Genomic DNA, 1,834 nt, shown 5'->3' on the forward strand with positions numbered 1-1,834 from the left:
CGCGTGTCGGGGTCGCCGGAGCCGAGCAGCGGGGCGAGGGCGAGCAGGGACGGGAAGCGGTCGGGCGGCAGGGAGGCCATGTACTCGCCGAGCTGCCGGGTGCGTTCGGCGATCTCGGCCGGGGGGAACTGGCCCGAGCGCACGGCGTTGACCTCGACGGCGTAGGCCGTCAGGTAGAGGCTGAGCACGTCGAAGGCGACGGCGATGTGGGCGTCGGGCAGCCCGGAGGCCCGCAGGAGCCCGAGCATGGCCTCGGCCTGGGCGAAAGACGCCTCGCCGGTGGGGATGACGGTGGCCAGGGCGACCTGCGCGATGCCGGGGTGGGTGACCAGGGCGTCGAGGGAGCGCCGGCAGAGCTCCCGGAGCTGAGAAGCCCAGCGAGCGGGGTCGGGGGCCTCGTGCGGAACCTGGGACAGCACGCGTTCGAGCAGGAGCTCCTGAAGCTCGTCCTTGTTGCTGACGTGCGCGTACAGCGACGCGGCGCCGGTGCCGAGCTCGGTGGCGATGCGCCGCATGGTCAGGGCGTCCATGCCCTCCCGGTCGAGGATCTCGAGCGCGGTGTCGACGATCAGCTCGCGGCTGAGCTGCTGGCGCACGGGCTTTCGCCACGGTGGTTCCGGGAGCGGCACACCCTCACTCTAGTTGACACGAACACCGTTCGCGGCTAGAAACGGCGTTCGCCAGAGCGAACGCTGTTCGAAGGTGAGAGAGACGATGACGGTGTTAGTGGTGGGCGGCGGCCTGTCGGGGCTGTCGACGGCGATGTACCTGGCGCTGCACGGCGTGAGGCCGGTGCTGGTGGAGAAGCACCCGACGACCTCGGTGCACCCGAAGGCGAGGGGCCAGTTCCCGCACGTCATGGAGGCGCTGAAGGTGGCCGGCGTCGACGGGAAGGTCACCGCGGCCTCGCCCAAGGACGGGACGTTCCGGATCACCCGGGCGGTGAGCCTGACCGGGCCGGTGCTGACCGAGATCCTGGCCAAGTCGCCGGACTTCGGCCACCTGTCGCCGGCGCCCTGGGCCGACGTGAGCCAGGAGCGGATGGAGCCGATCCTGGCCGACCGGGCGCGGGAACTGGGCGCGGACCTGAGGTTCGGCACGGAGCTGGTGTCGTTCGAGCAGCACGGCAACGGCGTCACGGCGGCCATCAGGAACGCCACGGGGGAAGAGACGATCGAGGCCGACTACATGGTGGCGGCGGACGGCCACCGGAGCCCGATCCGCCACGCCCTGGGCATCGAGCTCGAAGGGAGGGGCGTGCTCGGCGAGGGGACGGGCACGCTGTTCGAAGCGGATCTCCAAGGCCAGCACCACTTCCTGTGCTACCTGCTGAACCCGGAACTGCCGGGCGGGGCGGGTGTGCTGGTCAGCACGGACGTCCCGGGGCGATACGCGTTGGGGGTGTCGAACGTCGACGGTCCCAAGGACTGGAAGCAGATCATCCGCACGGCGACGGGAATCCCCGACCTGGAGCCGAAGATCCTCGACCTTCCGCACGGCCGTTCGGTGACCAGGCACGGTGTGGCGCAACGCTTCCGTGACAACCGGGTCTTCCTGGTCGGGGACGCGGCCCGGATGATGCCGCCCACGGGGGCGTTCGGCGGCAACACGGCGATCATGGACGGCTTCAGCCTGGCCTGGAAGCTGGCCATGGTGACCAAGGGCGAGGCGGGCCCGGGACTGCTGGACAGCCACGACCCCGAGCGCCGGCCGTACTCGAAGATCCTGGCGGACCAACAGTTCCTGCTCTTCACCCAGCGTGGCCGGCCTGATCTGGCCGACGACCCGACGCTGCCGGCCCCGGTGGAGCCCGTGAGCGCGCTGTTCTTCGGCT

General features: G+C 70.7%; 2 protein-coding genes. One reads left to right on the forward strand and one right to left on the reverse strand.

The genetic code is table 11. The features are described 5' to 3' along the window. Positions 1-629, reverse strand: a 629-nt coding sequence (locus KUTG_RS09660) for a TetR/AcrR family transcriptional regulator (protein WP_043728796.1), incomplete at its 3' end; no start/stop codon positions are given. Positions 630-714: 85 nt separating this feature from the next. On the opposite strand from KUTG_RS09660, the gene KUTG_RS09665 reads away from it, so the two are divergent. Next, positions 715-1,834: FAD-dependent oxidoreductase (locus KUTG_RS09665; RefSeq protein WP_084579110.1), on the forward strand; the 1,120-nt coding region annotated here is incomplete at its 3' end.

This window comes from Kutzneria sp. 744 (assembly GCF_000568255.1).
In the GTDB taxonomy this organism is placed as follows: Bacteria; Actinomycetota; Actinomycetes; order Mycobacteriales; family Pseudonocardiaceae; genus Kutzneria.